The organism is Stenotrophomonas sp. (assembly GCF_032099025.1).
Lineage (GTDB): Bacteria > Pseudomonadota > Gammaproteobacteria > Xanthomonadales > Xanthomonadaceae > Stenotrophomonas.
On the sequence record NZ_DAMCID010000004.1, the window covers coordinates 104,362 to 131,259 of the forward strand.

The 26,898-nt window shown below is 68.2% G+C and carries 28 protein-coding genes; 18 read left to right on the plus strand and 10 right to left on the minus strand.

Annotation, left to right across the window (positions count from 1 at the left end):
* Positions 1 to 87: 87 nt before the first annotated feature.
* Genes RT456_RS04630 through RT456_RS04640 form a run of 3 tightly spaced genes read left to right on the plus strand, consistent with a single transcriptional unit; the run spans position 88 to position 2,065 of the window.
* The gene (locus tag RT456_RS04630; RefSeq protein ID WP_313343128.1) at positions 88 to 672 is read left to right on the plus strand and encodes a sigma-70 family RNA polymerase sigma factor; all 585 of its coding nucleotides are present in this window, start codon (positions 88 to 90) and stop codon (positions 670 to 672) included.
* A complete protein-coding gene (locus RT456_RS04635; protein WP_313343131.1) occupies positions 669 to 1,169 on the plus strand; it encodes a hypothetical protein in 501 nt (166 codons plus the stop codon). The genes RT456_RS04630 and RT456_RS04635 overlap by 4 nt, the downstream gene beginning before the upstream one ends.
* A gap of 11 nt (positions 1,170 to 1,180) precedes the next feature.
* A complete protein-coding gene (locus RT456_RS04640; protein WP_313343134.1) occupies positions 1,181 to 2,065 on the plus strand; it encodes a DUF4097 family beta strand repeat-containing protein in 885 nt (294 codons plus the stop codon).
* A 46-nt stretch (positions 2,066 to 2,111) separates the two neighbouring features.
* On the opposite strand, the gene RT456_RS04645 is transcribed toward RT456_RS04640, so the two are convergent.
* The 3 genes from RT456_RS04645 to RT456_RS04655 all read right to left on the minus strand — a co-directional run bounded on the left by RT456_RS04645 (position 2,112) and on the right by RT456_RS04655 (position 4,210).
* Positions 2,112 to 2,291: a hypothetical protein gene (locus RT456_RS04645; protein ID WP_313343136.1), complete on the minus strand. Its 180-nt coding sequence runs from the start codon at positions 2,289 to 2,291 to the stop codon at positions 2,112 to 2,114.
* A gap of 11 nt (positions 2,292 to 2,302) precedes the next feature.
* Positions 2,303 to 2,602, minus strand: a complete 300-nt coding sequence (locus tag RT456_RS04650; RefSeq protein ID WP_313343339.1) for a YkgJ family cysteine cluster protein — start codon at positions 2,600 to 2,602, stop codon at positions 2,303 to 2,305.
* A 252-nt stretch (positions 2,603 to 2,854) separates the two neighbouring features.
* Positions 2,855 to 4,210, minus strand: a complete 1,356-nt coding sequence (locus RT456_RS04655; RefSeq protein WP_313343138.1) for an Hsp70 family protein — start codon at positions 4,208 to 4,210, stop codon at positions 2,855 to 2,857.
* A gap of 118 nt (positions 4,211 to 4,328) precedes the next feature.
* On the opposite strand from RT456_RS04655, the gene RT456_RS04660 reads away from it, so the two are divergent.
* Positions 4,329 to 4,664 carry a zinc ribbon domain-containing protein YjdM gene (locus tag RT456_RS04660; RefSeq protein ID WP_313343140.1) on the plus strand — a complete coding sequence of 112 codons (336 nt, stop codon included), beginning with the start codon at positions 4,329 to 4,331 and terminating at the stop codon, positions 4,662 to 4,664.
* Positions 4,665 to 4,712: 48 nt separating this feature from the next.
* On the opposite strand, the gene RT456_RS04665 is transcribed toward RT456_RS04660, so the two are convergent.
* Entirely contained in the window at positions 4,713 to 5,852 is a 1,140-nt protein-coding gene (locus RT456_RS04665) for a tetratricopeptide repeat protein (protein WP_313343142.1), read from the minus strand.
* Between the two features lie 236 nt (positions 5,853 to 6,088).
* Here RT456_RS04665 and RT456_RS04670 point away from each other — a divergent pair, with 236 nt between their 5' ends.
* From RT456_RS04670 to RT456_RS04690, 5 genes are read left to right on the plus strand one after another with little or no spacing between them, the layout of a single operon-like run.
* Complete coding sequence (locus tag RT456_RS04670) at positions 6,089 to 6,691, plus strand: hypothetical protein (RefSeq protein ID WP_313343145.1); 603 nt, start codon at positions 6,089 to 6,091, stop codon at positions 6,689 to 6,691.
* A gap of 58 nt (positions 6,692 to 6,749) precedes the next feature.
* Positions 6,750 to 6,929, plus strand: coding sequence for an oxidoreductase-like domain-containing protein (locus RT456_RS04675; RefSeq protein ID WP_313343148.1), 180 nt, complete (start codon positions 6,750 to 6,752; stop codon positions 6,927 to 6,929).
* Between the two features lie 12 nt (positions 6,930 to 6,941).
* The gene (locus RT456_RS04680; protein WP_313343150.1) at positions 6,942 to 7,601 is read left to right on the plus strand and encodes a DUF998 domain-containing protein; all 660 of its coding nucleotides are present in this window, start codon (positions 6,942 to 6,944) and stop codon (positions 7,599 to 7,601) included.
* Between the two features lie 59 nt (positions 7,602 to 7,660).
* Complete coding sequence (locus RT456_RS04685) at positions 7,661 to 9,025, plus strand: AcvB/VirJ family lysyl-phosphatidylglycerol hydrolase (RefSeq protein ID WP_313343153.1); 1,365 nt, start codon at positions 7,661 to 7,663, stop codon at positions 9,023 to 9,025.
* A complete protein-coding gene (locus tag RT456_RS04690) occupies positions 9,025 to 10,350 on the plus strand; it encodes a hypothetical protein (protein ID WP_313343156.1) in 1,326 nt (441 codons plus the stop codon). Before RT456_RS04685 ends, RT456_RS04690 begins: the two co-directional genes overlap by 1 nt.
* A gap of 48 nt (positions 10,351 to 10,398) precedes the next feature.
* On the opposite strand, the gene mprF is transcribed toward RT456_RS04690, so the two are convergent.
* Positions 10,399 to 12,978, minus strand: a complete 2,580-nt coding sequence (gene mprF, locus RT456_RS04695) for a bifunctional lysylphosphatidylglycerol flippase/synthetase MprF (RefSeq protein ID WP_313343159.1) — start codon at positions 12,976 to 12,978, stop codon at positions 10,399 to 10,401.
* 193 nt (positions 12,979 to 13,171) lie between these two features.
* Between mprF and RT456_RS04700 the strand changes: the two genes are divergently transcribed.
* Entirely contained in the window at positions 13,172 to 13,519 is a 348-nt protein-coding gene (locus RT456_RS04700) for a RidA family protein (protein ID WP_313343162.1), read from the plus strand.
* 91 nt (positions 13,520 to 13,610) lie between these two features.
* Here the strand turns inward: RT456_RS04700 and rnfB are convergent, their stop codons facing one another.
* From rnfB to RT456_RS04725, 5 genes are all read right to left on the minus strand, one after another.
* A complete protein-coding gene (gene rnfB, locus RT456_RS04705; protein ID WP_313343165.1) occupies positions 13,611 to 14,027 on the minus strand; it encodes an Rnf electron transport complex subunit RnfB in 417 nt (138 codons plus the stop codon).
* Positions 14,028 to 14,052: 25 nt separating this feature from the next.
* Positions 14,053 to 14,643 (minus strand): HAD family hydrolase, encoded by a 591-nt coding sequence (locus tag RT456_RS04710; RefSeq protein ID WP_313343168.1) that lies wholly within the window; start codon positions 14,641 to 14,643, stop codon positions 14,053 to 14,055.
* A gap of 52 nt (positions 14,644 to 14,695) precedes the next feature.
* A complete protein-coding gene (gene metG, locus RT456_RS04715; protein WP_313343170.1) occupies positions 14,696 to 16,774 on the minus strand; it encodes a methionine--tRNA ligase in 2,079 nt (692 codons plus the stop codon).
* Between the two features lie 125 nt (positions 16,775 to 16,899).
* Complete coding sequence (locus RT456_RS04720; RefSeq protein WP_313343173.1) at positions 16,900 to 17,349, minus strand: DUF2147 domain-containing protein; 450 nt, start codon at positions 17,347 to 17,349, stop codon at positions 16,900 to 16,902.
* A 110-nt stretch (positions 17,350 to 17,459) separates the two neighbouring features.
* Positions 17,460 to 17,855: a VOC family protein gene (locus RT456_RS04725; RefSeq protein WP_313343176.1), complete on the minus strand. Its 396-nt coding sequence runs from the start codon at positions 17,853 to 17,855 to the stop codon at positions 17,460 to 17,462.
* Positions 17,856 to 18,042: 187 nt separating this feature from the next.
* Here RT456_RS04725 and RT456_RS04730 point away from each other — a divergent pair, with 187 nt between their 5' ends.
* The 8 genes from RT456_RS04730 (at position 18,043) to RT456_RS04765 (ending at position 26,806) form a co-directional block, all read left to right on the plus strand.
* Entirely contained in the window at positions 18,043 to 18,717 is a 675-nt protein-coding gene (locus RT456_RS04730; protein ID WP_313343179.1) for a helix-turn-helix domain-containing protein, read from the plus strand.
* Positions 18,718 to 18,720: 3 nt separating this feature from the next.
* The gene (gene sctC / locus RT456_RS04735) at positions 18,721 to 20,409 is read left to right on the plus strand and encodes a type III secretion system outer membrane ring subunit SctC (protein ID WP_313343182.1); all 1,689 of its coding nucleotides are present in this window, start codon (positions 18,721 to 18,723) and stop codon (positions 20,407 to 20,409) included.
* Entirely contained in the window at positions 20,390 to 21,511 is a 1,122-nt protein-coding gene (gene sctW / locus RT456_RS04740) for a type III secretion system gatekeeper subunit SctW (protein ID WP_313343185.1), read from the plus strand. The genes sctC and sctW overlap by 20 nt, the downstream gene beginning before the upstream one ends.
* On the plus strand, positions 21,508 to 23,580 hold the full coding sequence (locus RT456_RS04745) for an EscV/YscV/HrcV family type III secretion system export apparatus protein (protein WP_313343188.1): 2,073 nt from the start codon (positions 21,508 to 21,510) through the stop codon (positions 23,578 to 23,580). Before sctW ends, RT456_RS04745 begins: the two co-directional genes overlap by 4 nt.
* Positions 23,577 to 23,972, plus strand: a complete 396-nt coding sequence (locus RT456_RS04750) for a hypothetical protein (RefSeq protein WP_313343191.1) — start codon at positions 23,577 to 23,579, stop codon at positions 23,970 to 23,972. Before RT456_RS04745 ends, RT456_RS04750 begins: the two co-directional genes overlap by 4 nt.
* Positions 23,973 to 24,016: 44 nt before the next feature.
* Positions 24,017 to 25,273, plus strand: coding sequence for a FliI/YscN family ATPase (locus RT456_RS04755; RefSeq protein WP_313343342.1), 1,257 nt, complete (start codon positions 24,017 to 24,019; stop codon positions 25,271 to 25,273).
* A complete protein-coding gene (locus RT456_RS04760; RefSeq protein ID WP_313343193.1) occupies positions 25,257 to 25,703 on the plus strand; it encodes a hypothetical protein in 447 nt (148 codons plus the stop codon). Before RT456_RS04755 ends, RT456_RS04760 begins: the two co-directional genes overlap by 17 nt.
* 128 nt (positions 25,704 to 25,831) lie before the next feature.
* The gene (locus RT456_RS04765; RefSeq protein WP_313343195.1) at positions 25,832 to 26,806 is read left to right on the plus strand and encodes a hypothetical protein; all 975 of its coding nucleotides are present in this window, start codon (positions 25,832 to 25,834) and stop codon (positions 26,804 to 26,806) included.
* Positions 26,807 to 26,898: the final 92 nt, after the last annotated feature.

The following is a 26,898-nucleotide window of genomic DNA, read 5'->3' on the forward strand; positions in this document are numbered from 1 at the left end:
CCGCTGCCCGAAAGGTTTAAACGCCCGCCATGACGCGATCCGTCGTACGGCTTTAAACCTTTTCAGCCCCACCCGCATCCAAGGGATATGCTCGACACGACCATGCCCGCTCCCCGCGCCGCCACCGACGCAGACCACGCCGACGATCCCAGCCTGGTCCGGGCGGCGGTGGCGGGCGATACCGCTGCGTACGAACGCATTTACCGCCGGCATTCGCCGCGTGTCTATGCGGTGCTGTGGCGGCTGTGTGGCGGCCATGCCGCTCGCGCCGAGGACGCGCTGCAGGAAACCTTCCTGCAGGCCTGGCGTGCGCTGCCGGGGTTCCGCTTCGACAGCAGCCTGGGCACCTGGCTGCACCGGCTCGGCGTCAATGCGGCGCTGATGGAACTGCGCGGCAGCGCGACCCGTGAGACCGGTGAAACCGGCGAGGACAGTTGGGAGGTGCTCGCGGCGCTGCCTGCGGTGGATCGCTGCGCAGGCACCTCGCTGGACCTGGAGCGCGCACTGGAAACCCTGCCACCCCGCGCGCGTGCCGTGCTGGTGCTGCATGACATCGAAGGCTGGAAACACCATGAAATCGCCGAACAACTGCAGATGGCCGTCGGCAGTTCCAAGGCACAGCTGCATCGCGCGCGCGGCCTGTTGCGCGCGCGCCTGGGAGAACCTGCATGAACAACAACGATCACGACACCGACCCCGACCTGCAGGCGCGCCTGCGTGCACTGCCCACCGAGCGGGTGCCGCCCGCGCGTGCCTGGCAGCAGATTGCGGCCCAGCTGCCGCCAGCGCAGGCGGAGCCCGCGGTGGCGCCCCGCCGCCGGGCGCGCCGCTGGCCGCTGCGCATCGGCCTGGGCCTGGCTGCAGGCCTGGCAGTGCTGATGGTGGTGCCCACCGCGACCCCGCCCACGCCGCGCCCGACCCCGCTGCAGCGGCAGGCCGATGTCATTGCCAACGAGTACCAGCAGGCGATGGCCACGTTGCCGCCCGCCCAGATCGGTGCCGACTGGCAGCCCGCGCTGCGCGAGCTTGATTCCAGTGCCACCCACATCCGCGCCGCGATCGCCGAAAACCCGCGCTCGCGCTATCTGCTCACCCAACTGCAGCGCACCTATGCGCTGCGCCTCGAACTCACCCAGCAGGCTGTGAACGCCGCTGGCCTGCCATCCTGAAGGAGCGTCACATGCCTAATCCATTGCGTTTGATTGTTGCCCTGGGCCTGCTGCTGCCGCTGGCAGCACAGGCCGCCACCCGCGTCGACGAGCGCCACCCGCTGGCGGCGGGTGGACGCGTCGAAATCAGCAATATCGCCGGCAAGGTCAGCGTGCGCGGCTGGGACCGCAACGAAGTGGCGTTGAGCGGCAGCATGGCCGATGGGTTGCGCCTGCAGCAAGACAAGAGCGCCAACCGGGTTCGCTGGGAAGTGATCTATCCGCGCAACGGCAACAACGGCGGCGCTACGCTGGAACTGCGGGTGCCGCGTTCGGTTGAAGTGCAGCTGGGCACGGTGAGCGCCGACATCGATGTGGCCGATGTGGACCTGCGTCGGCTGCAGGCCAATGCGGTGAGCGGCGATGTCGCGGCAGCCGGTCGCAGTGCGGAGACCGCGCTGACCACCGTCAGCGGCAGCATCCGTTCGCAGGTGCAGACGCAGCGCCTGTCACTGCGCGCGGTCAGCGGTTCGATCCAGGCCGGCGGCGGTATTGCCGGCGAAGTGGCAGCGGAAACCGTGTCCGGCAGCATCCGCCTGGACACCGCGCGGGTGCAGCGGCTTGCCGCAGAAGCCGTGTCAGGCAGCCTCACCGTGGCGGCGGGCGGTCTGTCGCCGGGTGGCAAGGTGACGTTGCAGACGGTCAGTGGTTCCATCGCGCTGAAGCTGTCGGCCAAGGTGTCGGCGCAGCTGGCGGTGAAGACGTTCAGTGGCGACATCCAGTCGGATGCAGGCCAGGTGGAGCGGCCGCGCTACGGGCCGGGTCGCAGCCTGGATACAAGGCTGGGCGGCGGCGACGGCGATATTTCGATCAACGCCCATTCGGGCAACGTGCGGGTCACGCTGGACGGCCGCTGAGTGCGGCCCCCGCACCGGCCTGGGGCCGGTGCGGACGGCTGCGGCATCAGCCGGCCCTTTTCAGCGCCAGGGTGTTGCCCAGAACTTCGATCTTGCCGCCGCTCTTGCGGAACGCGGCCAGGTCGGCGGCAATGCTGGCACTGCTCAGTGCAGTGTTGGAACCCTGCTTGCGGTCAACGCGAACGGTGTTGGCTGCCTTGGGGGAGGTCTTTGGCGAACGGGCCATGGATGCTCCTGTCATGGGTGTAACGTGGAAAAGAACGTCGACGCATCGTGCTGTTGTCGACGGTAGTCCTGCCGCACAAGGCGGCAGTCATCGCCGCCCATCGCAAATTGGCGGCAGATCGCAGGGCGCTGCGAATAGATCGTGCAGCGCAGATGGTAGGGGTCGATCGCGGCGCACCAGCCTTCCTCGTTGCGGGCCATGACGGTCCGCCCCAGTTCGTCGGTATCCAGCAGGTGGCCGGGAACCGCGTCATCGGGCATCACCGTGACCGAAAGCCGGCAGCACACCGCGTCGCAGCGGCGGCAGTCGATGGGGTCGGGCTCGGCAGGTGAGGCAGGGGCTGGTGAAGCCAGGCGTTCGCCCAATCGAATCTCTCTTGGATAAAACGATCCCGGCGCCCAGGACGAATCCAACAGGCGGCAGCATCGGCAGGGACGGTGGCCTGTACGAGGCCCGGAGCGACATGCGCATTGCGCATCGAAGCCGAAAGATGATAGCGCTTCTGGCGTAACGTTTTGTTAATACCAAGGTTCCACGGCCCGAAACCCTTGTGCCGCAAGGGATCAGCCAGCGGCCGACCATGCCAGCCCGTGCACCACGCCGAACGAGGGGTTGCCGCGCACCAGGGTGGAGGCGGGGAAGGCCGCAGCCACCGCGGCCTGCAGATAGCCCGCGCGCGACATGCCGCCGGTGAGGAAGATCGCCGCCGGGTCATGGCCGATGTCCGCACGCACCTGCTCCAGCAGCGTGCCGAGCTCGGCCAGGTAGCCGCCTGCGGCGCTCTGCAGCCGTGGGCTGTCGATCCGCACCCCCAGGTCGCGCTCGATGAAACCCAGCGCGCTGTCGTGCTGCTCCTCGCTGCTCAAGGCGATCTTGCAGCGTTCCACTTCGCGGTAAAGCCGCGCCGTGTTGCCGGTCTCCTGCAGGGCCTGCAGCCGCTTGCCCCACGGGGCATCAACGTCGCGGTAGCTGTGCTGGCGGAAATCGCGCTGGCGCGTCATGTCCTGCACCATCGCCGCTTCCACGAAGTGGTGGGCCGGCACCCGGCTCTCGCCGCGCCCGAACAGCGGCATGTAGCCCCCCAGGCTCAAGGCAAGGTCGATATCGGTACCGCCGCGGGCGATACCCCACGCCCGGTGGATCTTCGGCGCCTGTGTGCCACCCACCCGTGCGTACGCCACATCGGTGGTGCCACCGCCGATATCGACCACGACTGCATCGTGTTCCTGCACGCTTTCGGCGTGGTAGTGCATGGCTGCGGCCGCCGGCTCCTCAAGGAAATCCACACTGTCAAAGCCCGCCGCGATCGCGGCGGTGTGCAGGATGTCGAGGGCCTGGTCGTTACCCGCCGCACCGATGGAACTGCGGAACTGCACCGGGCGGCCCAGCGTGGCGGTGCGCACGGGCGTCTCCAGCTGCCGCGATGCGGTGAGCCGGATGTGCTCCAGGATGTGCGTGGCGATGCCGGTGATGGTCTGGCGCGCGCGCGGGTGCAGGTTGTAACCCAGCATCGACTTGGGGCTCTGCACCAGGTTGCCCTCGTTCTCCTCGAAGTACGCCTCCAGCGCCTCGTCACCGTAGACCGCGTTCTGCAGCAGGGTGGTTGAGCTCAACGGCGCCCGCATCTGTTCTTCCATCCACTGCCGGCGCACTACCCGCAGGGCCTCGCGGCGCAGCGCGTCCGGCGCGCGTTCCTGCCCGGCCGCACGCGCATCGCGCGCCGCCGCGTCCACCAGCCGCGCCAGCTCGTGCTCCAGCGCCGGGGTCAGCTCGAAGTCGTTGGGATCGCGCATTACTTCCGGGAAATACACCGTAGTGCGGAACTGTTCGGCCTGGCCGAACCGGATCGGCACGACCCGACCGTCCACCACGGCGGCGGCGGCGGAGTTGCTGGTGCCAAAGTCGATGCCGATTTTCATGCAGGGCCGGGCCGGTGGTCAGGGGGCGCGCACTTTGCGGCAAGCGGACCGCCGGTGCAAGGCCCGATCGGGCCGGGCGGGTACAATGCCCGCTGTTCTGAAACCTGAAGGCTCCACCATGTCCGCCGTTCCTGCCTGTCCGCAATGCACCCTGGAAAATACCTATGCCGATGGCGCGCTGTGGATCTGCGCGGACTGTGGCCATGAGTGGGCGGCGGGCGATACCGGCGGCCAGGCCCAGGTCGTGCGTGACAGCAACGGCAACACGCTGGCCAGTGGCGACACCGTCACCGTGATCAAGGACCTGAAGGTGAAGGGCTCCTCGATCCCGCTGAAGCAGGGCACCGTCATCCGCAACATCCGCCTGGTCGACGATGACGCCGAGCACATCGAGGGCAATTCCGACAAGATCAAGGGCCTGGTCCTGAAGACCTGTTTTCTGAAGAAGGCGTAAGCGCCCGCGCGTGGGAATGCTGGCCAGCGGCCGGCACTACCGGCACATTCAGTTGGTCGCCGTCCGCTGCCGCCACTTCTGCAGGCTGTCCAGCTTGGCCTGGTAGGTCGCCCGCAGTACACCGGCATCTTCGCCGGCGAGGTCGCGTGCGCGCTGCATCTCCGCCGATGCGCGGCGCGTGTCGCCGGCCAGGAAATAGGCGCGCGCCAGGCCGAAGTGGAACTGGTGCGCGGTGCCATACAGGCGCACCGCATGTTGGTAGTACTGGATCGCCTGCGCGTAGTCATGGCGCTGCTCGGCTTCGTTGCCCAGGCGGAACTGCGCGAACGGATCGGCCTGCTGCACCTTCTCCAGCCGCCGCGCCAGTTGCATGGCCAGCCGCTGTTCGCCCAGCCGCCGGTACAGCGCCGTGGCATTGCTCAGCGCGGCGGCGTGGCGTGGCTGCAGGCGCAGCGCCGTCTCATAGTCGCGCCGCGCCTGGTCGAGATGGCCTTCGCGGGTGTCGAGCACCCCCAGGTTGTTCCAGCCCGCCGTGAACTCTGGTGCCAGGCGCAGCGCGGCCTGCAGGTAGGCACGTGCCTGCGCGGGCTCGCCTTCGGCCATGTGGTGGGCGCCGCGGTTGTTGTAGAAGTGCGCCAGCGCGCGCTGGTCGCTGATGGGGCGCGGGCCGTAACGGTCGTAGAGCACGTTGCGGTCGAGGTCCACCACGGCATTGCGTCCGTTGAAAAACAAACCCGCGTTGACGTGACCGATGCTGTAGATGACGCCCTGGTCCACGTTCCAGGTCACCACCTGGGCGACTTCCTGCACGTGCGCCTCGATGCCCGCGGCGCGCGCCAAGCTCACGAACAACAGCGTGAAGGACAGGCAGTTCGCGCGGTGGGTCTGCCAGGTCTCGGTCAGCGTATGGGTCGCATACGGGTCGTACTCCAGGTGCATGGCGTCTTCGTCGAAGATCAGGTGCACCAGCCGATCCAGCCGCTGTTCGCGCGAGCTGCCGGGGCCGATCACGCGCTCCTGCAGCATGGCCTGCAGGCCGGGTGGAATCGCCAGGATCTGTTCCGGGGAAGGCAGCGGTTCGAGCGTCTCCACCGCTGCCGGGGCCGCGGGGGCGGTGGAAGGTGGCGCGGCGAATGCCGGCGTCCAGGTCAGCAGGGCCAGCAGGGCAACGCATTTCCAGCCAGACATCGCAGTCACCTCGCCGGGTTGACAGGCCGTTCGCCATGCCAGTCTATGCGCAACGCAGGTGACCGGCATGCCGCTCATCGGCGTATCCGGCCATCCACAGCGGATGTGGACCAGCACCGTGCAAACCTGTGGGTAACCTTCGCCAGGCCCCGCCGCGCGGCCCTCTCCCATCCGTGGTGAAAAAACCACCGCGCCCAGGCTTGCCAGCGAAGGCGGGGTTGGCCAATGATGCCGCCATGACCTTCGAACCGCTCTCGCTGCCGCCTGCCATGCAGGCCGATCTCGAGGCTGCATACGCCACGCCACCGCGCGCGTACCACGGCTACCCGCACGTGCGCGCGGTGCTTCAGCACTGCCAGTCCGTGGCCGAAGGGCCTGGTTGGCAACGCCCGCGTGAAGTGCAGCTGGCCGCGCTGTATCACGACGCCATCTACGACGCCGGGCGCAGCGACAACGAGGCGCGATCGGCGGCGCTGGCGCGTGCACAGATCGAGCGCTGGCTGCCGGGCGCGGGCGTGGACGTGGCGCGGGTGGAGGCGCTGATCCTGCTCACCGCCCGCCATGGAACGCTCGACGCAGCGGACCTCGATGCGGATGCGGCGCTGTTCCTGGACTGCGACATGGCGATCCTGGGGGCGCCGGCGGACGTGTTCGATGCCTATGACCGGGGCATCGCCGAGGAATATGCCGGGCATGTACCGGGGTTCCTGTTCCGGCTCAACCGGGGCCGCTTCCTGAAGCAGCTGCTGCGCAGCCCGCGTATCTTCCTGAGCGATTTCTTCCACGGGCGGCTGGACGCGGCGGCGCGCGCCAATCTGCGCCGCCGGCTCGGGTACTGACCCGGTCGATTACACTGGCCGGGCTGATTCCCCACCCGCCGCGCCGATGCCCGTTCCGATGCTGCCCCTGCACCCCGATGCCGACCCGCGCCCGCAACCGCCGGAAGAACCGGGCCCCAACGAGTGCTGCGGCAGCGGCTGCCCGCTGTGCGTGCTGGATATGTACAGCGACGAGCTGCAGCGCTACCGCGCCGCGCTGGCCGCGTGGCGGCAGCGCCATCCCGACGCCGAGCCCTGAGCCGGATCGCCCGTGAGCCAACCTGGGAACCCGCGCCTGCCAGCCTCCTTCCGTGCCCACGTGGCGGGACTGGCGCTGCTGGCGCTGGCCGGGTTCGTGGCCACCGCGCTGTGGACGCAGTGGACGCGCCAGGATCTGGATTGGGTCCAGGCCACGCTGAGCCTGTACCTGCACGGTCCGTGGGGGCTGGAATTGCGTATTGCCTACTGCGTGCTGGCGGTGGCGATCATGCTGCTGGCAGGCGCGCTGCATGCCGCCAGCGGTTCGGCCCGCCGGAGCGTGGCTGCGCCCCTGCTGTTCTGCATGGCGGGCCTGGGGCTGCTGGGCGTGGCGATCGGCGACAGCTGGCTGCCTGAGCGGGCGCCGCTGCTGGCACCGCTGGTCCATGCGGTGGCGGCCAACACCGCGTTTCTTTGCGTGAGCGTGGCGATGCTGCTGCAGAGCTGGTACCTGCGCGCCGATCCGCAGTGGTCGCGCTGGGCCGCAGCTGCCTGGTGGTGGGCGTGGCTGTGCTTTGCGCTGTTGTGGCTGCACGTGTTGTGGCGCGGTCCGCCGCGCGGCGCCGGCCAGAAGCTGGTGATCGCGGTCGTGGTGCTGTGGCTGGCCGCCGCGGCGTGGCAGTTGTGGCGGGCTGAACAAAAAAGGGGACGGAGGACGTTATCTGCGGAATAACGTCCTCCGTCCCCTTTTTGTTGGCGTATCGTGGGGCCACTTTTCCGGGATGCGTGACGATGCGGCGAGCCAGTGTGGGCAGGGGGCTGGGGGTGGTGCTGGGGCTGGTAAGCGCGGTGGTGTCGATGGCGGCCTGCGCAGCCCCGCAGCAGGTCAGCCACGGACGTTTCCATGACATCCCGATCCATGCGCCGGACGGCCACCCGCAACGGGTCGTGGTCTGGTTCGACGGTGGCCGTGAACAGCAACGGACCCGGCAGCGTATCGAGGCCCTGCGTGCGCATGGCGCGCTGGTGGCAGAGGTGGACGTGGCCCGGCTGCGCCAAGCGCTCGCCCGCGAGGGTGGCGGGGACTGCGCCTTCGGTGCCGGCGATGTGGAGAACTTCTCGCGCTGGTTCCAGGCCTACCTGCATGTGCCCGGCTACCACCTGCCGTTGGTCGCTGGCGACGGTGCGGGTGCCGAGCTGGCGTACGCGGTGGCGGCGCAGGCCGATACCCAGGTGTTCGCCGGCCTGCTGACCACGGACTTCTGCCCCGATCAGACGCGTGAACGAAAGGCCTGCGGCGCAGGCGTCAGCCATGGCCGCCTGCAGCCGGCCGAACTGAATTTTCCCTGGTTGAACGCCGCCGGTGACCGCCAGTGTGCGGCTGGCAAAGCCTCTGCCTTCGTGCGCGGTGTTGCGATGGGGCGCGAGTTCCAGCGCACCGCGTCCGGTGATGACCTGCCCGGGCTGCTCGCAGCGGCGCAGGTTATCGGTGCGCAGAAAGGTGTGAGCCTGGCGCCGCCGCCGGATGACCTCAACGGCCTGCCGGTGGTGGAGATTCCGTCACCCGTGCCCGGCGATACGTTGGCCATCTTCGTCTCCGGCGACGGTGGCTGGGCCGGTCTGGACAAGGAGGTGGCGGCCGCCCTGAGCGAAGGAGGGGTGTCGGTGGTGGGCGTGGATTCGCTGCGCTACTTCTGGACCGAACGTACGCCCGAAGGGTTCGCCCGCGACCTGGAACGCATCGCCCGCCATTACAGTACGCAGTGGCAGCGCAAACGCCTGGTGCTGGTCGGTTTCTCTCAGGGGGCCGACGTGCTGCCCGCCGCGATCAACCAGCTTGACCCGGCCACGCGCGACGCGGTGGCGATGATCGGGCTCATGTCGGTCGGTCGTACGGCGGACTATGAGTTCCATGTCAGCAACTGGCTGGGCGGCGGCGGCGGTGGCCTGCCCATTGCACCGGAAATCGCCCGCCTGCCGGCCGACCGTACGCTGTGCCTGTACGGACAGGATGATGACGATGCGCTGTGCCCTGACGTCCCCGCAGCCCAGGCAACGATCATCGCACTGCCCGGCGACCACCACTTCAAGGGTGATTACGACCGGTTGGCGAAGACGCTGCTGGAGCATCTGGCGGCACGATCCCAGCGCCCTTGATGGCTCGCACCCCACGCGTCGAAGCGCAGTTGCATCGGCTGATGGCCGATGACCGTTGCGCTCGGCGTGACGCGTGGCCGTCGAGCGCGCAGAAGATGGCCGATGCCCTGTCGTCGTGCCGATCTGGAGGTGGCGATGAAACGGCCGCGCCACTGTTCTGCGCCGCGCTGCGCGAGAGTCTGGCGCGCCTCGTCCAGGAAGACGACGTCGACCTGCACAAAGCGATGGTGTGGCATCGGTTTCCCGAGGTGCGCCAGTACACGCGCTTGATCGACAGCGAGGCCTATCGCGCGGCCGTGCATGCGGCAAAGAAGCTGGGCGATCTGGCCTATCCGGCCCGCATCGAGCGCGAACCGGATGTCGCCAGGAAGGACATGCTGATGTCCCTTGCTGCTGCCGTACGCGACGCGCGCGCCGGTCGTGGCGACTGGACGCAGGTCATTGCCAGCGCCGCCGCGTTGGATGTGGCGCTGGCAGAGGGCGCCACCCGGCATGTGGCGCTGCTGGCCGAGAAGCAGCACCTGCAGCAGCAGCCCGGCGTCATCGACTATCTGGCACTGCGCAGGTCCACCCGCCCCATGGCCGGCGGCGCCGCGCGCGGACGCAGCGTTGAGGACCATGTAGGCAGCATGCTGGCACGGCTGTCTGTGGCGATGAACGAAGCGTCTGGCGAGCCGTCCGGTACGGGCTATCGGATCGCTCGAGGGGCGCATGTGCCGCCGGCATTGAGGCCGGGGGACCGCCGCCACATCAAGGGCGAAATCGACTTTCTGCTGATGCATGGCGACGATGTGGTGCTCGTCGGCGAAACCAAGGCCGGTGGTGCCACCGCGATCAGCGTGGACTGTGTGAAGTTCCACAACGCGGTGGTCGAAATGGCCGCACGTGCACAGGCGGATGAAACCTATTCGTTCCGGCTCGTGGGAAAGGGCACGCCGCAGTTCCTGCACATTTCCGGTGCCTCGCTCAATCGCCTGAATCCATCGCCTGCAGCGCCCGCGCAGGATGCGCAGCCCACATGGCCTGCCCGTGCCCGTTACTTCCTGCCGGAGTGCGTTGCAGGCATCCCGCTGTCGCAGCGGGCCATGGCCTATCTCACCCAGCATCCAGTGAGCCTCGATCTTGCGCAGGCATTGATGGCGGGAACGCCGATGCCGGCAGAAGCGCTGATGCCGGTGTGGCAGGCCCTGGCGGTGGAACCCCGTCTTGCATGGATATGGCAGGAACAGGCGCTGGCCGAACAGGCGCTGCATGCCGTGCATGGCAGCGACAGTATTGCGCGTTTCACCGGGGTGTTCGCGCGGTTGGCCGTTGATCCGCTGTAGAGCGTTGAATGCCTGGAAGGCGCTTCACATTGGCGCAGGGCGATGCGTTCATCTCACCGGCGCCTCATGCTTTCCTCGGCGCGGATCGAGGGAGATCAACCGCGTCGCATCCAGCAGCGCTGCCGGCAGGTGCATGCCGCCCGGCGCGACCAGGTAGCGGGCACGCCACACCGGCGCGAACTTCGACTTGAAGCGGCGCAGGCCACTGAAGCCGTAGAAGCGTTCGCCATGCCGCGCCACCACGTTGGCGAAGCGGTTCCAGCGGCCGGCCAGTCGATGCTGGGCCAGGCCTGACAAGGGCGCCATGCCCAGTGAGAAGCGCTGGAATCCATTCGCGCTGCCCCACAGGAACAGTTCGATGAACAGGAAATCCATGGTGCCCTTCGGCGCGTCATCCACGTGCCGCATCAGATCCACCGACAGCTCCTGCCCGGCCGGTGCCTGCCAGAGATTGGCGAACGCCACGATGCGGCCCTCGACCTCCACCACAGCCACCGGGAAGCGCGCCAGATAGGCAGGATCGAAGCTTCCCAGCGAGAAGCCTTTCTCATCGCCAGCCTTGTCATCCAGCCATTGCTGGGACACCTCGGCCAACGCGGGCATCAGTGCCGGCACTTCATCAGGCGTGGCCACCCGGAAGCTGAGGCCGCCGCGCTTGCCACGGTTCCAGGCCTGGCGCAGGTCGGCGCGCTCGCGGCCTTCCAGGCTGAAACCCTGCAACGGCACCATCGCCTCTTCGCCCAGCTTCACCAGGGTCAGGCCCAGGTCCAGGTAGGTCTGCCAGTACGCCTCACCCACCTGGTAGAACACCGGACGCAGGCCCAGCCGGTCGGCCTCTTCGCGGAACCGCCAGATCAGCGCACGCGCCACCTCCGGCGGTCCCACCGGGTCACCCATTGCAATCAGCGAACCACCGTAGCGCTGCATCATCACAAAGCCACGCTGGGCCTCGTCGCGCAGAACGGCCTTGTCGGCCGTGAGCACCAGGCAGGCCTGGGTGTCCTGCGCCGCCAACAGGATGGGGCCCAGTGCCTCCAGGGTCGCGGCATCCGCCGATGGCAGCGGCGTGCGCGTGCTGTGCAGCAGGCGCGCCAGGCCGAACATCGCCAGTGCGATCGCCACCACCAGCAGCGCCCGGAGTGCGCGCGGCGCATTGCCTTGTGCGGCGAACTGCCACCACAGCTCGTTCTGGTATTCGACATGGCTGTAGACGAAGAACAGCAGCCAGATCACCGCTACCAGCACCAGGCCCAGGTTGCGCAGCCACGGCCACGACCACGCCTCGTCGAGCAGCGCACCCTGCCGGTAGAACTCGCGCCGCGAGGCCCACAGCGCCATTGCCACCAGCACGGCCGACAACGCGATCAGCACCTGGCCGCCGCGCAGCCAGATCGGCAGCGGCGCGATCACGCAGATGCCCAGGGCCAGCATCCAGGCGGCATGGCTGCGCCGCTGCAGGCCTTGGCCGATCAGCAGCAGTACCACGCCGGCCAGGCTGCCCAGCAGGTGCGAGGTCTCAAGGACCGGCAACGAGGCATGCAGCAGGTGGCGGCGAGGCGTGGGCAGGGTGCCGTCGATGACCAGCGCCGCGCCCACGCTGAACACTGCCAGCGCGATGATCTGCGGCAGCCACGGCCGCAGCGCGGTCCAGCCGGCGCGGGTAGCCCCGGCGCCGACCCGCAGCGGGCGGCGCAGCGCAGGGGCCACGGCCAGTACCGTTGCCAGCAGCAGCGGCAGCACGTAATAGGTCACCCGATAGATCAGCGCCGCCGCCAGCACCGCGGCGGGCGCCACCTGCGGCAACAGTTTGAGCAGGCTCCATTCGAACACGCCCAGCCCGGCCGGCACGCTCGACACCAGCCCGGCCAGCACTGCGACCAGATACAGGCCCACAAAGCCGGGCAGGCCGGTCGGGGTATCCATCGGCAGCAGCACGTAGAACGCCGCGCTGGCCAGCACCAGCTCGACCACGCTCAACGCGGTGACGCCCAGCATGGTGCGGCGATCCGGCAGCCACAGGGCGTGCCCGCGGATCTGGAAGCTGCGGCCGTTGCGGCCCACCATCAGCACCGTAGCGATATACGCGAGCAGGGCGGCAACGCCCAAACCACGCACCACCTGCGCGGACACCGGCAGCGCCAGCGCGGCGGCGCCGGGTTCCAGGACGAAGGCCAGCGACAGCAGCAGCCACGCGCCGAACACGAAGCCCAGCGTGCTCATCAGCACCACCTGGCCGATCTCGCCCAGGCTCAATCCGACGCCCCCGTACCCGCGCAGGCGCACCGCGCCGCCGGTCAGCGCCGCGAACCCCAGGGTCTGCCCCAGCGTGTGCGCGAGAAAGGCAGTGATGCCGATACGGGCCGGGTGCAGGCGCTTGCCGCTGCGGCGCAATCCGATCGCATCGAACCCGATCAGGCAGGCGTAGCTGGCCAGCCCCAGCACCACGGTCAGTGCGATCTGCCCACTGCCGAGGTCGCGGAAGGCCTCGCGGATGGCCCGGTAGCCGTGTTCGTCAAACTCGCCAGCCAGGCCGCGCAGGGCCAGTGCAAGGATGCCCAGGCTGAAGAGGACAGTCGCCGCACGGCGCCAGCCGACGCGGGACGAGGGAGCAGGGGTTGTTTCGGTCATCGGTACAGCGTGCTCCGGGGCAGGCGATGAAAAAGTCAAAGCACGCCAGCGTGCCTCGCCGGCGCATCGTGCGCCTCCCGCCGACGCTTGCCAAGCGTGCGGCTGTGCCTGCTGTGGCCGGTTTGACCCGGCGCAACGACAGCCGGCCCTGGCATCGGTGACAATGGCCGCACCACCCACAGGAGCCATCCCCATGTTGGAACGTTTCGACGTCGGTCCGCGCATGTCCGAGATGACCGTGCACAACAAGGTCGCCTATCTGTCCGGGCAGATCCCCGAAGACACCAGCCAGGACATCACCGGCCAGACCCGCCAGGTGCTGGCGGAGATCGACAAGCTGCTGGCGCTGGTGGCCAGCGACAAGCAGCACATCCTGCGCGCGGAAATTTTCCTCGCCGACATCAGTGATTTCGCCGGCATGAACGCAGCGTGGGACGAGTGGGTGGTATCGGGCATGACCCCGGCACGCGCCACGGTCGAAGCCAAACTGGCCGATGCCAGCTGGAAGGTGGAGATCGTCGTTACGGCGGCCTTGCCGTAACCGTCGGCGCAGCCACCCATGGGGTGGCTCTACGGCGCCCGGCGTGCCTGACGGTAACGCGTAGAGCCACGCCCTGCGTGGCTGCGCGGAATCAGGCCACCCGCACCAGATCGATGCAATCCACCGGGCATGGCGGAATGCACAGGCCGCAGCCGGTGCACAGGTCGGCGATGACCGTATGCATGAACTTCGCCCCGCCGACGATGGCGTCCACCGGACAGGCCTGGATGCACTTGGTACAGCCGATGCAGTCGGCCTCGATCACCACGGCCACCTGGGCGTGCGTGTGTTCGCCACGGCTGCGGTCGAACGGGACGGCCGGCACCTCCAGGACCCGCGCCAGCGCGCGGGCGCCCGCGTCGCCGCCGGGCGGGCAGCGCTCCACGCCTGCATCGCCGCAGGCCATCGCCGCGGCATACGGGCGGCAGCCATCGAAACCGCATTGCCCGCACTGGGTCTGCGGCAGCAACCGGTCCAGGCGTTCGATCAGGGCGGTAGAGGTCTTCATGCGTGGCGTCGGCTGCGCGGGACCATCATGTCAGCGGTTTGCCGCGGTACCAGCGCTCATGGGCAAGCGCCAGCATGGGGCGATCTTCGACACTGTCGCCGTAGGCGTGGATGCGCAGGTAGCGTGACAGGTCATACCGGTCGCGGATGCGGTCGACTTTGCGCGGTGCGCAGTCGCCGTCGGCGTAGCCGCCGGTGAGGCGGCCGTCGCGGCTTTCCAGACGGTTGCAGATCAGGTCCAGCCCCAGCGTTTCGCACCAGGGGCGCAGGTACAGGTCCAGCGATCCAGACACGATCACCACCGTATGCCGCTGCTGCAGGTGCCAGCGGATCTGCTCCAGCATCTGTGGCCGCACCACCTCGGGCAGTACCTCACGGGCGAAGCCCGCCGCCTGGGTGGCGATGTCGTCGGCATGGCGGTCGCGCATCGTCAGCCGGGTCACGCGGGCACGGATGCGTTCGGCAGAAATGAGCTTCAACCGATAGGCCAGCAGCCACGGACCCACCTTCCACCACGCCTGGGCCAGCTGCTCGGGCGTGGCCACGCGGCGCAGGAACCGCGCGTAGGTATCGCACGTGGTCACGGTGTGGTCGAAGTCGATGAGGGCCAACTCCACGTACTACCCTCCCAGGTAGGCCACGACCGTTGGTCGTGGCGCAAGTCGACGATCAGCGGACCGGCATGCCCGGCAGGGCACTGCTGTCGGCGTCCAGCAGCGCAAGCGCGCCGCCATCGAAACCGGCGGACAGGATCATGCCTTCGCTCAGGCCGAAGCGCATCTTGCGCGGGGCCAGGTTGGCAATGAAGACCACGCTGCGACCCACCAGCTTTTCCGGTTCGCCGTAGCTGGCGCGGATGCCGGAGAAGATCTGGCGCGTACCCAGCTCGCCCGCATCCAGCTCGAAGCGAAGCAGCTTGTCCGAACCGTCCACGAATTCGCAGGCCAGCACCTTGCCGATGCGCAGGTCCAGCTTGGCGAAGTCGTCGATGCCGATGTGGGCCGGGCCTTCGCCGGCGGCAACGGGCGCCGCGGCTGCGACCGCGGGTGCGGGCGCGGCGGGCTTGACCGGTGCGGCGGGAGCGGGAACAGGCGCGGCGAGGGTGTCTTTGGAGGCGTCGGTCATGGCGTCAATCATTTTGGGGTCAATACGGGTGAACAGCGGGACGTACACGGCAATGGTGTGCGCCAGCAGCGGCGAGGCGATATCGGTCCAGCGCTGTACCGGCGCGGCCAGGAAGGCTTCGGCCTGCTGGGCAGTGGCCGGCAGCACCGGCTTGAGCGCGGTGACCAGCACGCGGAACAGATTCAGGCCCTGCGTGCACACCGACTGCAGCTGCGCGTCGGCACCGTCCTGCTTGGCAATCACCCACGGCTTCTGTTCGTCGATGTAGCGGTTGGCTTCGTCGGCCAGCGCCATCGTCAGGCGCAGGGCAGCCGCCGGATCGTTGCGCTCGTATGCCTCGCGGATCGGGGCCAGTGCGGCGACGAAACGGTCGTACTGATCCGCGTCGGCCAGTGCATCGGCCAGGCGGCCTTCGAAGCGCTTGCTGATGAAGCCGGCGCAGCGACTGGCCAGGTTGACGAACTTGCCCACCAGGTCGGCGTTGACCCGGGCAATGAAGTCGCCCAGGTTGAGGTCGAGGTCATCGACGCCGCCGGAGGATTTGGCCGCGAAGTAGTAGCGCAGCGCTTCGGGTTCCAGGCCGACGTCCAGGTACGTCCGCGCCATCACGAAGGTGCCGCGCGACTTGGACATCTTGGCGCCTTCAACGGTCAGGTAGCCGTTGACGTGCAGCCGGGTCGGGGCGCGATGGCCCGTCCCGTTCAGCACGGCCGGCCAGAACAGGCCGTGGAAGTTGACGATGTCCTTGCCGATGAAGTGGTGCAGTTCGGTGCTGGTGCCGGCGCGCAGGTGCGCGTCGAAGTCTTCGCCGTTCTTCGCGCACAGCACCTGGAAGCTGGACAGGTAACCGATCGGGGCGTCCAGCCAGACATAGAAGTACTTGCCCGGGTGGCCGGGAATCTGGAAGCCGAAGTACGGCGCGTCGCGGGAAATGTCCCAGGCGCGCAGGCCGCCCTCGGCGTTGAGCCACTCGCCCAGCTTGGCCTTCACGCCCGGCAGTGCCACGTCACCGGCCAGCCAGTCGCGCAGGAACGACTCGAAGCGCCCTACCTCGAAGAAGAAGTGCTCGGAATCGCGGATTTCCGGGGTCGCCCCGGAGATCACCGAGCGCGGGTCCTTCAGTTCGGTAGGCGCATAGGTTGCGCCGCACACTTCGCAGTTGTCGCCGTACTGGTCGGCGGTGCCGCAGTTGGGGCAGATGCCCTTGATGTAGCGGTCGGGCAGGAACATGCCCTTGGCCGGGTCATAGAACTGGGCCACCGAACGGCGCGTGATGTGCCCTTCCGCCTCAAGCTTGAGGTAGAACGCTTCGGTCAACGCCTTGTTGCCGGGCGAGTTGGTCGAATCGTAATGGTCGAACGCAACGCCGAAGGCGGCGAAGTCGCGCTCGTGGCTGGCCTGGATGTTGGCGATGAAGGCTTCCGGGGTCACGCCCGCCTTTTCAGCGGCCAGCATGATCGGGGTGCCATGGGTGTCGTCGGCGCACACGAACCAGGTCCTGCCCCCGCTCATTCGCCGCGCGCGCACCCAGATGTCAGCCTGGATGTAGCCGACCAGGTGGCCCAGATGCAGCGGGCCATTGGCGTAGGGCAGGGCGGTGGTGACAAGAGCGGTGCGGGTCATGGTCAGCGTTGTTGCCAGGGGGAACGCGGGATTATCGCATGCTCCCCAGAAAGGCAAAGGGCCGAAGCGGTCAGCCCGCCTCGGCCCCAGGGCCTTGATGTTGCAGTGGTTTACATCCGGGACGCTTACTCGCGGACCCAGGTCTGGGTGCGGCAGATGAAGGCCACGCAGCCGGACATGTCCAGCTTCTTGCCACCGGGCTGCAGCTCCAGCTTGGACTTGTAGGTCTTGCCGTTGGCCGGATCCAGTACGGTGCCACCGGACCACTGGGTGGTGCTGCCCTTGTCCTGCTTCAGATTCCACAGGATGGTCATGCCCTTGACCGGCTTGTTCTTGTTGGCGCCTTCACAGCCGTCGCAGACCGGGTTGGGGCCCTTGTCCGAGTGCAGGATCTCGACCACCTTGCCGGTCAGCGTGCCGTTGGCGGCCTGGGTGATCTCGACGATCGATTTCACCTTGCCGGTCTTGTCATCAATGGTCTTCCAGCGGCCCGCGGCACCGTCGGCGGCGCTGGCCGACATCGCGGCCATCATCAGTGGCAGTGCCAGCAGCAGGGTCTTGAAGGTCTTGCGCATGTTCCCCTCCCAGGGATGTCCGTGAATGCCGGCGAGGCGCCGGTACAGGCGGACTGTATACCCATTCGCTCCGGTACGGAACGCGTGGGTGACGACACCCACAGCCACATTCAGCCGACTTCGTACAGCTCCAGCGGCAGCCCGTCCGGGTCGGCGAAGAACGTGAAGCGCTGTCCGGTGTACGCGTCGGTGCGGATGGGCTCGCACGGCACCCCCTCAGCCCCCAGCCGCGCGATCACCGGCTCCAGGGCCTCAACCCGGAAGGCGAGATGGCGCAGGCCCTGCGCCTCAGGGCGGCTGGGTCGCGGCGGTGGAGAAGGAAAAGAGAACAGCTCGAGTTGGCCGCCATCGGGCAGGGCCAGGTCCAGCTTCCAGGAATCGCGTTCGGCGCGATGGTGCTCGGCCTTCACCGTCAGCCCGAGCACGCGCACATAGAAGTCGCGTGAACGGTCGTAATCGGCACAGATCAGGGCGACGTGGTGGATGCCCAGCAGGGGAGAGGTCACAGGATCGATTCCTGGTAGCGCTGCGTGCGCCACCCGTATGAATGGACCAACAGGAATACCGCATGTGGCGGGGGAATTCTAACTTGTTGTAGAGCCATCCTCCGGGCCGGCCCCCAACATGCACGCCTCATCGGGGAGCGGGCTGTCCATGCGCCGCTGCCCACCGTGTCTGAACCGGAGTCGTGGAATGCATGTCATCGTCAATGCAGGGCAGGGCCGCGCCGACGTCAATGTTGGCGGGCTGGCCATCTGTCTGTTGCCCGGTGAGCGCCTTCTGGTCTCCGGGCTGCCGTTGCCGCGCAACCCGGCGCTGCCGGTGGTGCCCGTAGCCGGCTGTGGCATGCCGCGGGCGCTGGCCCATTACGACCACGCCGCTGGCGCCGTACGGGCCGGTGATCCTGTTGCCCTGTGCTGGAAGCTGCCGGTGGCGCTGGAGGATCCGGACGCCGCCGCTGCCTGGCTGATCGGTCAGCTGGCCCGCGAAGGCACCCACCACCAGGACGGCCTGCTCGAACGGCTGCTGTGCCATCTCGCGCGCACCGAAAGCTACGGCTTGGTGCAGTTTCTGCTGGACGAAGGCAGCGACCTCCCCGTCGCCGCGTTGGCCGAGCGCTACGGCCTGTCGTCGGCCCAGTTCCATCGGCGCTGCCGGCAGGTACTGGGCCGGCCGCTCAAACAGGAACTGCGGATCCTGCGTGCTGCACGAGCGCTGCTGGCCTATCCGGGCCGTCGGCACTCCTTTACCTACCTTGCCGCCGATCACGGCTACGCCTCGCTGTCGCACTTCTGCACCGACATCAAGTCGCTGATCGGCCGTTCTCCCCTCTCCGTCTACCGCGCCGTCACGACGCCCACCGAGTAAACCATGCGTTTCCTGTCGTTGTTCCTCTTGTTCGTGGTGCTGCCTGTTGCCAGTGCCTCCGCCCAGACGCCACTGGAAGGCACCCCCATCCAGGACCGTGCGGATCTTCCGCACGCAACCGGTTTCGTCTCCCGCGCCGACAGCGCCGACCACCTGCTCAACGCCCTCGGTGTGCGTGCGCGCCAGGCCGTCATCGTCAGCCCGAAGGCGCAGAAAAAGAAGGTCAGCGGCAACTTCGACCTGGCCCGGCCGTTCGACGTGCTGGCCAAGGTCGCCGCCGAAGTGGGGCTGGTCTGGTACAGCGACGGCCAATCGATCTACGTCTACGACGCGAGCGAACAGAAGAACGCCGTGGGCCGCCTGCGCTCGACCTCGGTGGCGACCCTGTCCGACTTCCTGCGCAAGGCGCGGCTGGCCGACACGCGCTATCCCGTGCGCAGTGGCGGTGCCGACGGCACCTTCTACATCGCCGGCCCGCCGGTGTACGTGGACATCGTCCTCAACGCCGCCCGTTACCTGGACGAACTGTACGAAGGGGCCGACGCCAGTCCGCACCACGTGGAAGTCATCCGGCTGGAACACAGCTTCGTCAACGGGCGCCGCTTCCGGCTGCGCGCGGACGAATCCTCCTTGCCGGGCGTCGCCGACGTCCTGGCCAGGGTGCTGGCGCTGGGCGATTTCGGCGCGGTGATGAAGCAGCCGCCGGCACCGGCCGACCCCGCCGCCATCCTCGAAGAACCGCTGGAACGGCCGGCCGCGCCGCCCGTCGCGGTGGTGGGACAGCCGGCCGGCAACAGCGCGCAGGCCGCCGTGGTGGTGCCGTATGCGGAAACGAACAGCCTGATCGTGCGCGGCACCCTGGCGCAGATCGAGCAGGTCAAGCGCCTGGTGTCCGAACTGGACATCCCGCGCCAGCAGATCGAACTCTCGCTCTGGATCATCGATATCAAAAAAACCGAACTCGACCGCCTGGGCGTCAACTGGAGCGGTGGGATCAACATCGGCAACCGCCTCGCCATCGGCATCAACGAGCCGCCGCCGGTCAGCACCCTGGACGGGCCGCGCTTCCTGGCGTCGGTGCAGGCGTTGTCGAGCAAAGGCGACGCCCACATCGTCTCGCGTCCCGTGCTGCTCACCCAGGAGAACATTCCGGCCTACTTCGACAGCAACCAGACCTTCTACGCGCAGTTGCTGGGTGAGCGCGCCGTGTCGCTTGAACAGGTGACCTACGGCACGCTGGTGAGCGTGCGGCCGCGCATCTCGCGCGGTAATGAAGTGGAAATGCAGCTGAAAATTGAAGATGGCGCAGCCGATGGTACGCGGTCGGGCGACGCGCTGCCGTTGGTCAACCGCACCATGATCGACACCGTGGCCCGCGTGCCGCACCAGCTCAGCCTGCTGGTGGGCGGCTACACCCGTCGCTCGCTCGACCATGGGTACAGCGGCATCCCCGGGCTGCGCCGTCTGCCCGGCGTGGGCAAGCTGTTCGGGCAGGACAGCCAGTCGGTGGAAAACCTCGTGCGCGTCTTCCTGATACAGCCGCGGGTCCTGGCCGAGCGTGACCTGTTGGATGCGGAGCAGCTTCCGGGCGTGTACGGCACCGGGATCGGTGCGCCGGTGCAGGAAATGCTGCAGAAGCTCAATCGCGAGTCCATGCACACGGAGGCCGCCGATGGCCGTCCCCGCGATTAACCGTCCGATCACGGCCCCGGTGCCGGTTTCGCCGCGCCAGGCCAATGCCCAGAGCGACCGCGAGGAGGCCGCGCGCGGTCCGGCTGCAGCCCCCCCGCGTCGGCCGGGCACCCTGCACACTGCGCTGAACATGCAGGACGACCTGGGCGCCCTCGTGGCCACGCTGCAGCGTCGTCGCGATGGTCAGAAAAGTGCCGTTGCGAATGACTCGCAGGCGTGGATCGACCACGTTCTCGACGACAAGGTGCACGACAAGGTCGCCAGCCTGCGTCAGCTGCTCGACGGCATGCGCAACCCGGCCCAGATCCTTGGCCTGTTGAAGCAGATGTTCCCCGATCCCAGTGATGTGCTGGCGGTTCTGCGTGCGTGGCTGTCCGATGACGAGCTGGAGGAACTCCAAGAGGTGCTCACGCTGGCGCTCGCGCAGCTGGAGCAGGAGCAGGCCGCCCAAGGCAACACGGCCGCCCTCAAAGGCGGCCTCAACGCCGCCATCAAGGCGCGCCTGGCCGCCCGCAGCGGCCAGCTCTCCGCCTACCAGCTCCGCCAGAGCTATCGCGACCTGCTGGGCAACCCGCAGGACTGCGTGGGCGAATACGCCGGGTGGATCGGCATGTACGGATTCAATCGACGCGCGCATGTCCTTGACTTCATGGAGCAGGCGATCGGCGCGGACATGTTCTCGCTGGATCCCAGCGGGTCGCATCTCGAATTCGGCCGCCTGCTGCGGCAGGTGCGCAATCTCACGGTACTGCGCTCGGTGGACGAACTGCTGGTGCTGGAAGTGGGTCGTACCCGTCTCCTGACCCGCTTGTCGACCACCGCCGAAGCGCTCGTCACCGGGCTGCTGGACGTGGTGCGCGGCGTGCAGGACTGGGCGGGCCTGTTCGCCGGTCCACTCTCCGGTGCGCGCGTCGTGCTCTCGCTGACCGAGCGGGCGCGCCTGGTGCAGGCATTGCGCCGCGCGGTGCTTGGCCTGCCCGATGCGATCTGGGTGGACGCAACCGCCCGTGACAGCACGGCGCAGGCGCTGGAGGCCATGGTGGTGGAAAGCATGAAGCGTGAAAGCGGGCCGTCCAGCCGCATCGCCGGGGTGATGGCATGAGCGCCATGACCCCGGCCACGGCGCCCGGCGTGGGCGCCCGCGCCCGCGTCCTGCTGCGCCCGGAGCTGGCGCTGGTGGTGCTGATGGCGGTGATCGTCGCCATGCTGATCATCCCGCTGCCCACGTTCCTGGTCGATCTCCTGATCGGCCTGAACATGGCCGTGGCCATCGTCATCTTCCTCAGCTCGTTCTACGTCGAACGCATCCTGAACTTTTCGACGTTCCCCTCGGTGCTGCTGTTCACCACACTGATGCGGCTGGCACTGTCGGTCAGTACCAGCCGCCTGATCCTGCTCGATGCCGACGCTGGCCATATCATCAGCGCGTTCGGCGATTTCGTGGTGGGCGACAACCTGGTGGTCGGTGCGGTCATCTTCGCCATCATCACCCTGGTCCAGTTCATCGTCATCACCAAGGGCTCCGAACGTATCGGTGAAGTGGTCGCGCGCTTCTCGCTGGACGGCATGCCGGGCAAGCAGATGAGCATCGATGCCGACCTGCGCGCCGAGGCCATCACCTCCGAACAGGCGCAGATCCGTCGCCGCGACGTCGAGCGCGAAAGCCAGCTGTACGGCTCCTATGACGGCGCCATGAAGTTCGTCAAGGGCGACGCCATCGCCGGCATCGTGATCGTGTTCGTCAACCTGTTTGGTGGCATCGCCGTCGGCATGCTGCAGCATGGCATGAGCTTTGGTGCGGCACTCAACACCTTCACCCTGCTGACCATCGGCGACGGCCTGGTCGCCCAGATCCCGGCGCTGCTCATCTGCATCAGCGCCGGTTTCATCGTCACCCGGGTGAGCGGGGAGAGCAACAACCTGGGCGCCAACATCCTGGGCGAGCTGTTCAACAGCAATGTCGTCCTGGCGATCGGCGCGGTGCTGGTGCTGCTGCTGGGCCTGCTGCCCGGCTTCCCGTTGCCGGTGTTCGCCGGTCTTTCGCTGGGACTGGCGGCCATGCTGGTATGGCGGCTGCGCAAGGCCAAGGCCGAAGGTGCCGGTGCGGCGCAGGGCCAAGGCCAGGGGCAGGGCCTGAGCGCCCCGGGCACAACCCCGGCCGATGGCGGCACTGCGCGGCTCACCAGCGAAACCCTGCCGCTGATCCTGCTCCTGCCCGCGCCCCTGCACCAGTCCGCCCAAGCCGGCCAATGGGAAGAGCGGCTGCGCCAGGATGCGTTCATCAGCACCGGCATGCAGCTTGCGCCGCTTGTGCTGCGTGAGCACGCGCCCGTCGACGCGCACGAAGTCAAGGTGCTCATCAACGAGATCCCGGCCGGCGGCGCGCATGTGGTCAACGCCCATGTACGGGTATTTGGCCGACAGGACGAGCTCGACGCGCTGAATCTCGGCGTGGTGGTCCCTCACGATGGTCATACCGCCCGGTGGGTGCCGGTGGCATCGCACGACGATGTGCTGGCACTTGGCTGTGAGGTGAGCAGTGACTACCACGAGCTGTCCCGGCTGCTGCACAACGCCGTATTGCGCAATGTGGGTGAGCTGTTCGGCATCCAGGAAGCCAAGCACGTTCTGGATGCACTCGAAAAGCGCTTCCCGGAGCTGGTGAAGGAAACCTACCGCCACATGCCGATCCAGCGCGTTGCCGAAGTGCTGCAGCGTCTGCTGCGTGAAGGCGTTTCGATCCGCAACATGAAGGTCGTGCTGGAAACACTGGCGCAATGGGGCCAGCGTGAGAAGGACGTCATCCTGCTGGTGGAGCACGTCCGCGGCGCGCTGTCGCGCTACATCTCCGACCGGTTCGCGCGCAGCGGGCGCATCCCCGCCATCCTCATCTCCACGCCCATCGAAGACCAGATCCGGGCCGGTATCCGCCAGAGCCAGGGGGCGTCGTTCCTCAACCTCGAGCCGGCCGAGGCCAGCGACCTGATCGACCGCTTTGCACTGCATGTCGGCGAAGTCGCCGCGCACCGTCCCGATGTCGTGCTCATGGTGGCCCCAGACATCCGGCGCTTCGTCAAGCGCTTCATCGAAACCCGCCTCCCCACCACGCCGGTGCTCTCGTTCGCCGAGATCTCCGACGCCGTCACTCTTGATGTCATGAGAAGCCTATGAGTACCTTGCTGGACACCCTCAACGCGGCCTTGCACGAGCTCGGCTGTGACCCCTCGCGGTTCGAATTCGATACCCATTCCTCCGTGGTGATGGGCTTTGCCGACATCGGCGAGCTTCTGCTCGATCCTGTCGACGACGCGGTGTTCCTGTGGGGGCGCCTGGACACCTCGGCGTCGGAGCGTTTCAGCAACCGCGCAGACGATCTGCTCACCGCGCTGTCCTCGCCGGCGCCGCACTTCGCCAACGGCTGCCTGGCACTGCGCCAGATGGAGCAGGGCTGCCTGGTGGGCGGTGCACTGCAGCCGGAATGCCGCACCGAATCGAGCCTGCTTGCGGGCGCCATTGAAGGCTTCCATGCCCGCGTGGCCGAACTGCAGGGCCTGCTCCGGTGACAGCCGCGACGCCCTGCTGGCGGCCATGCGCGTCGCCGGTGGCGATGCGCGCCGGTGAGCTGCGCGTGCCACTGGCCGACGTCGCGATTGGTGAGCACTGCCACGTCCGCCGCTCGGCGGTCGACGACCACGTGCTGACCCACGGTGTGGTCACACGGGTCGATCAGGGGGTGGCGACGCTGGCATTGATCGGCGCGCCGGTACGTCTGGCTGCCGATGTCGTGGTCGCCGCGACGGGCCGGCCGCTGCAGGTAGCGCTGGGAACTCACCTGTTGGGGTGCGTGCTGGATGGATTCGGTGAGGTGGTGGAGCGTCTGGCGACCGGCGAGGGTGCCGACGCGCTGCCGGCCGGGCGTCTTGAGCCGGTCCAGGCCGTGCCGCTCGACTACCGCCAGCGCCGCCCCATCCAGGAGCCGTTCGCAACCGGCATCCGCGCGGTCGACGCCCTGCTTACTGTCGGCGAAGGCCAGCGCATGGGCGTCTTCGCGGCGGCGGGCTGTGGCAAGACCACCCTGGTGGAGATGCTGCTGGCCAACGCCGCGTGCGACGTCCGTGTGGTGGCCCTGGTCGGCGAGCGCGGCCGCGAAGTGGCCGGGTTCGTGGAGGCCATCCGTCATGGGCCGACTGCCGCCCGCACCATCGTCGTGCAGGCCACGTCCGACTGTTCCCCCGCAACGCGGGTCAATGCCGCCATGGTCGCCACCCGGATTGCCGAATACTTCCGGGAGCAGGGCAGCCGGGTGCTGCTGGTGATGGACTCGGTTACCCGTTACGCGCGCGCACTGCGCGACGTCGCGCTGTCCGCGGGCGAACCGCCGGCCCGGCGCGGGTTTCCCGCGTCGGTGTTCGAAGCGCTGCCGCGGCTGGTCGAGCGCCCGGGCAAGGCGCGGGTGGGCAGTGTCACCGCCTTCTATACGGTGCTGCTGGAAGACGACGCCGATCCCGATCCGGTCGGGGAAGAAGTGAAGTCGCTGCTTGATGGGCATATCTATCTCAGTCCACGACTGGCGCAGCGCGGGCACTTTCCGGCCATCGACGTACTGCGCAGCGCCAGTCGCCTGTTCCCGCAGCTGGCCGACGCGCGCCAGGCGGCCGCAGCGACCCGGGTCCGCGTGCTGATGGGACAGCTGGACGACCTGCAGCTGCTGCGGGACATCGGCGAGTACCGGCCCGGCGCACAGCCGGAACAGGATGCTGCCGTTGCACGTGAACCGCGTCTGCAGGCGTTCCTGCGTCAATCGCTGCACGAGCAGGTTGAGCTGGCTGCGGCGCGGGAGGGGCTGGATGCGCTCGCCCGCTGATCACACCCGGTTGTCTGCCGTGGTCGATCACCGCGCCCAGCGCCTGCGCCGCGACGCGACCGCCCAGGCCAGCCTGGCGGCACAGCAGGAACAGCAGGCGCAGGGCGTGCGTACGCAGGCCGACCAGCAACTGCACCAGGCTCAGCTGGTCGAGGAACACGGGCTGGACCGCCAGCGCCTGTTCGACAGGCTGCGCAGCGTGGCCATCGCACGTGCGCACGTTCTGGAGTGCGACCTGCGTGCGCGTCACCTGCAGGAGCAGGCGGCGCTGGCGCGCGAGCGCGAAGCCGAGCTGCGCCAGGCCGCCATCGAACAGCAATCGCGTGCCCGCCGGTTACAGGCGGTGGGCGAACGCAATGAACACATGCGCCGGCAAGCGCGACTGCGCCGCCAGGAGCGAATCATTCAAGAGGAATACAGATGTCGGTAAAGATCCCCTGCGCGGGCAGTTCCGTCGCAGCAACCCAGCCCGTGGTGCCGCTGATCCTGATAAGTGAGCGGCTCGAAAAACAGGTTCCGCGTGGCGGGATGCCGCCGCCTGCCAATGCTGCGGCTGCGGTGGCTGACGCTGACGCAGACCTGCCGCTGGATGCAGAGCCGGATGACGAATTGCCGGTGGAGGAGCAGCACGAGCCGCGCGAGCGGGACGTGCTGGTCGTCCTTCCGCGCACACCGACCGACGCAATGCAGCGCGCCCTGACGGCTGCCATGCCGGCGGCGGACGCGGCCCAGCAGCCGGTCGTGGTACGCCCGCCGTCGCCCGGGGCAGGCGGCCGGCTGCCTGGCGTACCGGTGGGGCCAACCGTCTCGGTGGCGCTGGCCACGCCGGCGGGGCACATCGCCCCGGGCATGGCGGCAGACGCACCTGCGCCTGCGCTTGCACCTGCAGCCGCACCTGCACCTGCGCATGCCGCCTCCGCAGTGGCCTTGCCCGCAGCGCCTGTCCATTCGCCCGCGCACTCCAGCGTGGGCCAACCGATGGGTGCCGCCCCGCCGGCGACGGCCGCCGCCGCAGTCGCGCCACTTGCACGCGTGGCTCCCATGGGCCCCATTTCATCCATGGCGGCGCAGCCGTCACCCACGGTGACGCCGCCTCCGGTGGAGCGGAAGGGGGGTGCCGATACGGGCAGCCTGCCGATCGCAGGCGTGGTCGGCGCCGCACTCGACACCGCCGTGTCCCAGCCGGCAGGCGGCGAAACCCTGCGCGAGGCCGAACGCGGCGAAGCCAAACTGTTTACCGACAAGATCGCCCGCAAGGCGCAGGGGGCCGTGCAGCTGCAGACCGCAATGGCCGAACGCTCCGCCGCCGGGTCCCAGGTGAACGTCACCTTCCACAGCTGGGGCGCAGGTCAGTCGGTTGCGGCGCGGCTGGATGGCGGCCGCCTGATCCTGCAGCCGTCCAGCAGCCGGGTGGCGAACGCGTTGACCGCGGCTGCACTGCCCGTCGGCGACACCCTGCAGGTCACCGTTGAACAGAGCGACGCAGCCAATGACGAACGCAGGCGTCGTCAGCACCGGCGGCATGGCGAATGAGCGCGCATCGTTGGCCCATGCGGACACTGTCGCCGGCCGAGGCGGGCAGCGCAGCCGTGGCTGCCGCCTGCGCGCGCATAGGGGTAGCCGTT

Bases quoted from the DNA above. Each gene is read 5' to 3' on its own strand.
- RT456_RS04630 (WP_313343128.1), top strand. From the start codon at position 88: ATGCTCGACACGACCATGCCCGCTCCCCGCGCCGCCACCGACGCAGAC.
- RT456_RS04635 (WP_313343131.1), top strand. From the start codon at position 669: ATGAACAACAACGATCACGACACCGACCCCGACCTGCAGGCGCGCCTG.
- RT456_RS04640 (WP_313343134.1), top strand. From the start codon at position 1,181: ATGCCTAATCCATTGCGTTTGATTGTTGCCCTGGGCCTGCTGCTGCCG.
- RT456_RS04645 (WP_313343136.1), bottom strand. From the start codon at position 2,291: ATGGCCCGTTCGCCAAAGACCTCCCCCAAGGCAGCCAACACCGTTCGC.
- RT456_RS04655 (WP_313343138.1), bottom strand. From the start codon at position 4,210: ATGAAAATCGGCATCGACTTTGGCACCAGCAACTCCGCCGCCGCCGCC.
- RT456_RS04660 (WP_313343140.1), top strand. From the start codon at position 4,329: ATGTCCGCCGTTCCTGCCTGTCCGCAATGCACCCTGGAAAATACCTAT.
- RT456_RS04665 (WP_313343142.1), bottom strand. From the start codon at position 5,852: ATGTCTGGCTGGAAATGCGTTGCCCTGCTGGCCCTGCTGACCTGGACG.
- RT456_RS04670 (WP_313343145.1), top strand. From the start codon at position 6,089: ATGACCTTCGAACCGCTCTCGCTGCCGCCTGCCATGCAGGCCGATCTC.
- RT456_RS04675 (WP_313343148.1), top strand. From the start codon at position 6,750: ATGCTGCCCCTGCACCCCGATGCCGACCCGCGCCCGCAACCGCCGGAA.
- RT456_RS04685 (WP_313343153.1), top strand. From the start codon at position 7,661: ATGCGGCGAGCCAGTGTGGGCAGGGGGCTGGGGGTGGTGCTGGGGCTG.
- RT456_RS04690 (WP_313343156.1), top strand. From the start codon at position 9,025: ATGGCTCGCACCCCACGCGTCGAAGCGCAGTTGCATCGGCTGATGGCC.
- mprF (WP_313343159.1), bottom strand. From the start codon at position 12,978: ATGACCGAAACAACCCCTGCTCCCTCGTCCCGCGTCGGCTGGCGCCGT.
- RT456_RS04700 (WP_313343162.1), top strand. From the start codon at position 13,172: ATGTTGGAACGTTTCGACGTCGGTCCGCGCATGTCCGAGATGACCGTG.
- rnfB (WP_313343165.1), bottom strand. From the start codon at position 14,027: ATGAAGACCTCTACCGCCCTGATCGAACGCCTGGACCGGTTGCTGCCG.
- metG (WP_313343170.1), bottom strand. From the start codon at position 16,774: ATGACCCGCACCGCTCTTGTCACCACCGCCCTGCCCTACGCCAATGGC.
- RT456_RS04720 (WP_313343173.1), bottom strand. From the start codon at position 17,349: ATGCGCAAGACCTTCAAGACCCTGCTGCTGGCACTGCCACTGATGATG.
- RT456_RS04730 (WP_313343179.1), top strand. From the start codon at position 18,043: ATGCATGTCATCGTCAATGCAGGGCAGGGCCGCGCCGACGTCAATGTT.
- sctC (WP_313343182.1), top strand. From the start codon at position 18,721: ATGCGTTTCCTGTCGTTGTTCCTCTTGTTCGTGGTGCTGCCTGTTGCC.
- sctW (WP_313343185.1), top strand. From the start codon at position 20,390: ATGGCCGTCCCCGCGATTAACCGTCCGATCACGGCCCCGGTGCCGGTT.
- RT456_RS04745 (WP_313343188.1), top strand. From the start codon at position 21,508: ATGAGCGCCATGACCCCGGCCACGGCGCCCGGCGTGGGCGCCCGCGCC.
- RT456_RS04750 (WP_313343191.1), top strand. From the start codon at position 23,577: ATGAGTACCTTGCTGGACACCCTCAACGCGGCCTTGCACGAGCTCGGC.
- RT456_RS04755 (WP_313343342.1), top strand. From the start codon at position 24,017: ATGCGCGCCGGTGAGCTGCGCGTGCCACTGGCCGACGTCGCGATTGGT.
- RT456_RS04760 (WP_313343193.1), top strand. From the start codon at position 25,257: ATGCGCTCGCCCGCTGATCACACCCGGTTGTCTGCCGTGGTCGATCAC.